Here is a 6,225-nt window from a genome sequence, read left to right as displayed (position 1 = left end):
TCAACCGAAATCATAATCCCGATGGTGGGGGCAGTTCTTCATGACGCAAAGGGGGCAGTTCCGGATGGCGTTTGACAATGATGTCCGTGAGGGAGATTCGGCGCTTTCGCGCCAATTCACCGTGGGCCCCCACAACAAAGACAAGGGGCTCATCGAACAAAACTTCGGAATGGAAATCGTCCTTCAGTACCGTGGCTCTCGTAATCAGCAAATCGATCCTTCGCTCACGTAGCTCCAGGATCTGATGTTCGCCCGGATTGGTCAATTTCACATCGAGCTGGACTCCGGGATGTTTCGTCGAAAATTCCCGCACGATCGACGGCACCAGGCTATGCAGGATGATGTCGGTGCACCCCAATCTCACTTCGCCGGAGTTTGGATCGGACAAATGCTCAAGCGAGCGAAGCCCTTGCTGCATCTCGTCGAAGACATTGATGCCGCAGCGAAGCAGCACCTCGCCATGGGACGTGAGCTCGGCGCCCTGCGAACCGCGATCGAACAATCGGACGCCGAGCGCGCCTTCGATTTCGGAGATCGCTTTGGAGACAGCGGGATGGGAAATTCCCAGCCTGGCGGCTGCCTTCGCCATGCTACCGGTATCGGCGATCGCCATCAGGATATGGAGGTCGCGCAACTTGATGCGGCGGCCAATTCGATCCGACCAGTCCATGGCGAGCCTTAACCTTGGAGTTACAGGGATGCCGCAATTTTCGGTCTACCAGATAATACCCCGGTGGACCAGAGTGACAGCGGTTCGATGAGGGCCGGGCGGGAAACGAGGACGATCCCATGATCACGAAGCGAAGACTCATAGCGCTGGCGTGCACCGGCGGCCTCGCGGCCATTTTCCCCAACGCAATCCGCAGCGCGTCCGCCGAGAGCACGTCGCGCATGCTGGTGGGCTTCGGCGCCGGCGGCGCGATCGACGTGATTGCCCGAATGCTGGTCGATGGAATGAAGGGATACTCATCTTCTTTCATCGTCGACAATCGCCCCGGTGCCGGCGGTCGGCTTGCACTCGGCGCGCTGAAAACCAGTTCGCCTGATGGCACGGCGATAATCCTGACGCCCGCCTCCAGCGTCGCCGTATTCCCCCATGTCTACAAGTCGCTTGGCTATGACGCGTTCAAGGATTTCGCTCCGGTCACGACTGTCTGCTCCTTTCCATTTCTGATCACCGTCGGCCCGATGGTGCCGGCCGAAGTCAGGACGCTGGCTGACTTCGTGACATGGTGCGCGGCCAATCCCAAGCTGGCGACCTACGGCACGGCGGCGGCCGGATCGATGTTGCATTTCACCGGCGTGAGCCTAGCCAAGGCCGGCCAGTTCGCATTCGTGCACCTGCCCTATGGCGGACCGGGCGGCATCCAGGATCTGATCGGCGGCCGGATTGCTGCGACGATCTATCCAATCGGTACCGCCCTTCCGTATGTGCAATCCGGCGCCATTAGGTCACTGGCGACAACCGGACCGCAACGATCGTCACGAATTCCCGATGTGCCGACGGTTCGCGAGGCGGGATACCCGGCGCTGGAGGCCAATGAGTGGTTTGGCGTCTTTGTTCCGGCAAATACGCCGGCTGAAATGGTGAACCATCTCAATGAAGCGATCCGCGCGGTGGTGAATACTGACGCCTTCAAGACGGCCTTGGCCACGCTTGCCATGGATCCGGCCGGCGAAACGCCGAAGGAATTTGCGCAACTGATCAAATCCGATTTCGACCATTGGGGACCAATCGTGCAGGCCTCCGGCTTTACGCCAGAAGATTGAGGCGGGTTATGAACAACTCAAGCGCCACGCGCCGGTACCGAACGCCAGACCAGATTCTCGGCCCCTACTTCCCAACGGGACACACGGCGGTCCCGCAAGACGACCTGACCTCGGTCAAAGGGATCGAAGGGCATGCCCAGGGAGAGATTATCCAGATCACCGGAAGGGTGCTCAACCTTGACGGCGAACCCGTTCGCAATATCCCCATCATCGTGTGGCAAGCCAACACCTTCGGTCGTTACGCGCACGGTAACGACCCCAATCCCGCCCCGCTGGATTTCAGCTTCGTGGGTTGCGTCGGCATTCGATCAGATGACGAGGGGTTTTATCGGATCAAGACCGTCAAGCCCGGCGCATATCCCGCAGGACCGGACTGGATGCGCCCGCCGCACATTCACTTCGAGATTTACGGTCAGTTCGAGCGGCTGATCACCCAGATGTATTTTCCTGACGAGCCGCTCAATGCCTGCGACAGACTGCTTAACGCCGCGCTACGTCCGGATTTGCTGGTGGCAAAGCCCGTTCCATCGGAAGACGGATGCGATCACCGCGCGCTAAATTTCGATATCGTGCTGTCAAGGGGCTAGAGGTTGCTAAACAGTAATACTTCGAAGCTTCACGAGTTTAGGGGAAGACCGAATGTCCGCATCGGGTCAACAGCGCCGGTTTCGGCCGCGGGCAGTCAGGGCCGGTGTACCCTCAACTTCAGCATGACCGGGCACCGCAAGGGCGGTCGCGAAGGGCCAGACGCAGTCGTAGGATTACTCGCTTTCAGCCTGCACCATTCCCGGCGATCTGACCCCGAAACTGGCTCGCATAGGGACTATTGTGGAACGCGCGAGGTCGTGTGCAGCACCATCAACCAGCGGCCGCCGGTGTTCTCGAACATGTTCGTGGTCAGTGCCGTGAAGACTGCAGTCTCGCCGTTTTTCAGTTTGCCTCGAACCTCCTCAAGACCCACGACCCAGGCAACGTTTCCTTTGATGCAAATCTGCGGGTCCTGCATCGATACTGAGATATCGGCAAAACGGTCAAACGTCGCTTCCCAACTCTTCCTCACGGCGGCCCAGCCGATATCGGTGCTTTGCTCGCGGGATGAACCGCGATCACATATGGCTCGTGCGCCCAGATCGTGTCCATCGCGGCGATATCGCGCGCAGATAACGCCCGACCGAAGACGTGATTGGCGGCTGCGATGGCCGCACTCTCCGCGCCGGTTTCGGCGCGTGGCGCGGCCGCATCGAGGATCGCGAGCACGATAAAACCAAGTGTTGCGGCGATCGTTCGGATCAGCTTGTTCGACATGGTGACGTCCTCACTTGTCCATCGCGAAACCGTGCCGCGTCGTATTGCGGACAGCTAGGTCAGTTTGCTACTGTTCGATGATCAAAATCGGACAGCGACGAATGCGGCGCGAGGTCGGGTTGCCACCCATTGAAGGGGTTTGCTACTTCAATCGTCGGTTCCCAGAATTGGGAATCGAGCCGCTCTCCTTGTCTGATCTGTTCAGGCGTGTCCCGCCGGATCATTTCGACCATCCGCAGCGTCCTGCCTTTCATCTTTTGATGCTGTTCTCATCGGGGGCGACCACGCATTTCCTCGACTTCGAGCGTTTGCGCTGCACGGCGCGGACGCTTCTCCATGTTCGCCCCCGTCAGGTGCAGCAGTTCGTGCCCGGTGCCGAGGCGGAGGCGACGGTTCTTCTCTTTACGCCCGAGTTTGTTCTGCCGGATGGAGCGGCGAACCATCCGCTGGTCCCGGGCTCGGCGCTCGAGCATGCGGCGCCAAGCGGAGCGATCAACCTCGATGCGGATTCGTACGAGCGCGTTCACGCCGGGTTTGCGACGATAACGGATGAGTATAAACGGAGTGATGGCTCGACGATCTGCGCAAACATCCTGCAGCACCAGCTTCACGTCCTGCTCTTGCAGGTCGCTCGCTGCTCGGACCGGCATGAATCCCTACTGATTTCGAGCTATCATCGGACAGTCCGGCATTTTCTGACCGACCTTGAGGCCCGCTTCATGCGGACGCGGCGTGTCGAGGACTATGCCGACAGGCTAGGCTGTTCAACCAAGGCGTTGCGTCGCGCGTGCGTTGCGGTTCGCGGTGTTCCGCCCAAGATGATGATCGAGGAGCGCGTCATCCTCGAGGCAAAGCGACTCATTGCGTATACCGCATGGCCCATCGAGTCGATTGCGGAGGCCGTCGGATTCGGCGAGGCGACGAACTTTGTGAAATTTTTTCATCATCATGCGGAGATGTCTCCGTCGCAATTCCGAATGCAGTTTCCAGGCCGTAGGTCCGACAAAATCAAGGTGGTCCGAAACTGACAGCTGGCTGTTAATCGGAAAGGGGCCCAATGACCGCTCAGGGTCAAAGTGCGAAGAACTCAAGGTGAGCAAATCTGGTCTGCTGTGTCTCAGTCAGCGGACCTCATGGTAGGGCCCTGCCAGTTCGCCGATGGCCATGAACGGAACGTGCGTATGGCCCGCTCAGCTGACGTTAGTGCTTGATGCTGCAGCATTGGCGCGTGTCCGACCGATGATCCGCAGGCTTGGCTCGCTGACGTGCTGGCTCGCATCGCTGGCGCGCCGCCGACAGCCACTATGCTGGACGTCCTGGGCGACGATCTGCGTCTCACAGGCCTCAAGAAGGCTGCGATCTCCGGGTTTGGTAGCAAACACACCTCCGGCCCTTGGCAGAGAAGTGCTGTTTTTCGAAGGCCGCCATAGCGCAACAGGCACTCCCGAAGCCTCGGCCAATCGCACGATGGGACCCCGCCTGCTCAATCACTCAAGAACGTCTATCTTACTTTCAGCAAGCCGATCAACATTATTGACCACACACGTGTGATTACCTCCGCACTACTGGTCGCACCCGCTCCACTGGGACATGGTCGCCGTTCTTGCTGACGACCTTCAGAAACACTTCTTCCCGAGTCGCTCATCATGCGGGCAGATCCTTTGCCGAGATGCTCATCTCCCCATTGGCTCAATGCCATCAGCACAGGCAATAGCTTGATGCCGGCTTTGGTGGGTTCGTATTGATAGCGCTTTCGCGCCCCCGGCTCCTTGTAAGACGTTTTTTCAAAGATTCCGTACTCAACAAGTTTTTCCAGGCGCTCAGACAGCACCGCTCTTGGTATGAGCACGTCGCCGAGCGTCCGGACCGCTTGGCGTCGCCGAAGCCGGCCTCTATCCGCCAGCGCTGGGCGCGACGGGCGAGAAACAGGTCGCATAGATCATCGGAACTTTGGATAATCCTCTCGGCAACGTTCGGTATGTGCCATCCGTCGATGTCTCCGGGCGGCTTGACGTCCGTGATGAGAACGTCGGCGATAAAGCGGTCCTTTGGAGAGCGCAACGCGCGGAGGCCTGATCGTTCTCAGACTGACGCCACCCCGTTGAGCATAGGTCTGGAAGATCGCCAGCAAGACGTTTGTTGGTTGGAGTTGCTACCTAAAATCATCCTCGACAGCGCAGAACGTCCGATTGATCTCAGTTCATGCGGGACTCCAACAATGCAAGGGCTTGGAACGCCACGTCACAAAGCCTGTTGTTCTTTCAGAAATGACCGTTGTGGTCGCCCCCCATTTTCTTGGAGTGTCAGATGAGCAAACGCAAGCCGGCGACAGCGCCCAAGCGCGCCCGCAATCCGAAAATGGCCGCGCGGGCCCAACAGAACAAGCAGACCATTGTTCGAAGCCCGAAACAGGATTTACTTCGCTCTGTTGCGGCAGTCTCGATTGAACTGCCCCTTGGGCTTTATGATGACTCTAAACACGAGGTTCCTCTCATTGAGCCTCGGGTGGATGCCTTACCGGATGACCTCAGTCCGAGAATCACGGATAGCGATCCAACGAAAGGCGTTGCTTTAGCGACGGCAAACATGCAGGCGTATCAAGCGAAGCTTCTTGAGATAGCCGCGGCCAACGCGCAATTTGCTTTTGAATTCGGCCTCAGACTTGCGACGATCAAGTCACCGACTGAATTTTTTGGCGTCATTACGGAGTTTACAAACAGACGGCTCGATATGGTCGGGGCAGCATTCGAAAGAACTGGCGGCTTATCCGTTCTGGCGCATCAATCCGCCCCAAGAGCTCACCGCTCTGACGGGACGATAACTGCAACCGTGTCCGCTGCGGCAAAGGATGGAAGCGAACGCGGATCACGCACGCGCGGTTGCTTGCTTCGCGGTTGCTTGCTTTCGGCTGGGGCGCGCGGTTCACAACGAGGGAGCCGAATCAGCATCGGCCCTAAGCGGCCTCGGTGCCGCCAATCCGAGGTACCCGCCATCGCGCATATAGGTTGACACCATGTCCACAACAGAAGCCGTGCTGATGATCATTTTGGCAGGAGTTGTCGTTTTGATCCTTGGCAACATCGCGTTTCAGGTGGCAGCGGAGCGAAAGAATCCCCCGATCGGCGTCTTTACCGAGTGCGACGGAGTGCG

General features: G+C 58.6%; 8 protein-coding genes. 4 read left to right on the top strand and 4 right to left on the bottom strand.

Translation table 11 applies throughout. The features are described 5' to 3' along the window. Positions 1–10: 10 nt before the first annotated feature. Positions 11–670, bottom strand: a complete 660-nt coding sequence (locus AC0L3K_RS40135) for a LysR family transcriptional regulator (RefSeq protein WP_473368164.1) — start codon at positions 668–670, stop codon at positions 11–13. A gap of 221 nt (positions 671–891) precedes the next feature. Between AC0L3K_RS40135 and AC0L3K_RS40130 the strand changes: the two genes are divergently transcribed. Together AC0L3K_RS40130 and AC0L3K_RS40125 are read left to right on the top strand one after the other, a co-directional pair. Further along, on the top strand, positions 892–1,770 hold the full coding sequence (locus AC0L3K_RS40130; RefSeq protein ID WP_473368163.1) for a tripartite tricarboxylate transporter substrate-binding protein: 879 nt from the start codon (positions 892–894) through the stop codon (positions 1,768–1,770). A gap of 8 nt (positions 1,771–1,778) precedes the next feature. Then, positions 1,779–2,357 carry a dioxygenase family protein gene (locus AC0L3K_RS40125; RefSeq protein ID WP_473368162.1) on the top strand — a complete coding sequence of 193 codons (579 nt, stop codon included), beginning with the start codon at positions 1,779–1,781 and terminating at the stop codon, positions 2,355–2,357. Between the two features lie 236 nt (positions 2,358–2,593). Here the strand turns inward: AC0L3K_RS40125 and AC0L3K_RS40120 are convergent, their stop codons facing one another. Both AC0L3K_RS40120 and AC0L3K_RS40115 read right to left on the bottom strand, forming a co-directional pair. Next, positions 2,594–2,830, bottom strand: a complete 237-nt coding sequence (locus AC0L3K_RS40120) for a YybH family protein (RefSeq protein WP_473368161.1) — start codon at positions 2,828–2,830, stop codon at positions 2,594–2,596. Beyond that, positions 2,827–3,075 (bottom strand): hypothetical protein, encoded by a 249-nt coding sequence (locus AC0L3K_RS40115; RefSeq protein WP_473368160.1) that lies wholly within the window; start codon positions 3,073–3,075, stop codon positions 2,827–2,829. Before AC0L3K_RS40115 ends, AC0L3K_RS40120 begins: the two co-directional genes overlap by 4 nt. A gap of 101 nt (positions 3,076–3,176) precedes the next feature. Here AC0L3K_RS40115 and AC0L3K_RS40110 point away from each other — a divergent pair, with 101 nt between their 5' ends. After that, positions 3,177–4,103, top strand: a complete 927-nt coding sequence (locus tag AC0L3K_RS40110) for a helix-turn-helix domain-containing protein (RefSeq protein WP_473368159.1) — start codon at positions 3,177–3,179, stop codon at positions 4,101–4,103. Between the two features lie 473 nt (positions 4,104–4,576). On the opposite strand, the gene AC0L3K_RS40105 is transcribed toward AC0L3K_RS40110, so the two are convergent. Further along, entirely contained in the window at positions 4,577–5,011 is a 435-nt protein-coding gene (locus AC0L3K_RS40105) for a winged helix-turn-helix transcriptional regulator (protein ID WP_473368158.1), read from the bottom strand. Positions 5,012–5,382: 371 nt separating this feature from the next. Between AC0L3K_RS40105 and AC0L3K_RS40100 the strand changes: the two genes are divergently transcribed. After that, on the top strand, positions 5,383–6,084 hold the full coding sequence (locus AC0L3K_RS40100; protein ID WP_473368157.1) for a hypothetical protein: 702 nt from the start codon (positions 5,383–5,385) through the stop codon (positions 6,082–6,084). Positions 6,085–6,225 lie beyond the last annotated feature (141 nt).

It is taken from the genome of Bradyrhizobium sp. MI1.10, assembly GCF_055811035.1.
Note: the sequence above shows the minus strand (reverse complement) of the source record. Positions and strands in the feature narration are given on the sequence as shown.

Coding starts and splice junctions, on each gene's coding strand:
- AC0L3K_RS40135 (WP_473368164.1), bottom strand. CDS start 670: ATGGACTGGTCGGATCGAATTGGCCGCCGCATCAAGTTGCGCGACCTC.
- AC0L3K_RS40130 (WP_473368163.1), top strand. CDS start 892: ATGCTGGTGGGCTTCGGCGCCGGCGGCGCGATCGACGTGATTGCCCGA.
- AC0L3K_RS40125 (WP_473368162.1), top strand. CDS start 1,779: ATGAACAACTCAAGCGCCACGCGCCGGTACCGAACGCCAGACCAGATT.
- AC0L3K_RS40115 (WP_473368160.1), bottom strand. CDS start 3,075: ATGTCGAACAAGCTGATCCGAACGATCGCCGCAACACTTGGTTTTATC.
- AC0L3K_RS40110 (WP_473368159.1), top strand. CDS start 3,177: ATGCGGCGCGAGGTCGGGTTGCCACCCATTGAAGGGGTTTGCTACTTC.
- AC0L3K_RS40105 (WP_473368158.1), bottom strand. CDS start 5,011: ATGCGACCTGTTTCTCGCCCGTCGCGCCCAGCGCTGGCGGATAGAGGC.
- AC0L3K_RS40100 (WP_473368157.1), top strand. CDS start 5,383: ATGAGCAAACGCAAGCCGGCGACAGCGCCCAAGCGCGCCCGCAATCCG.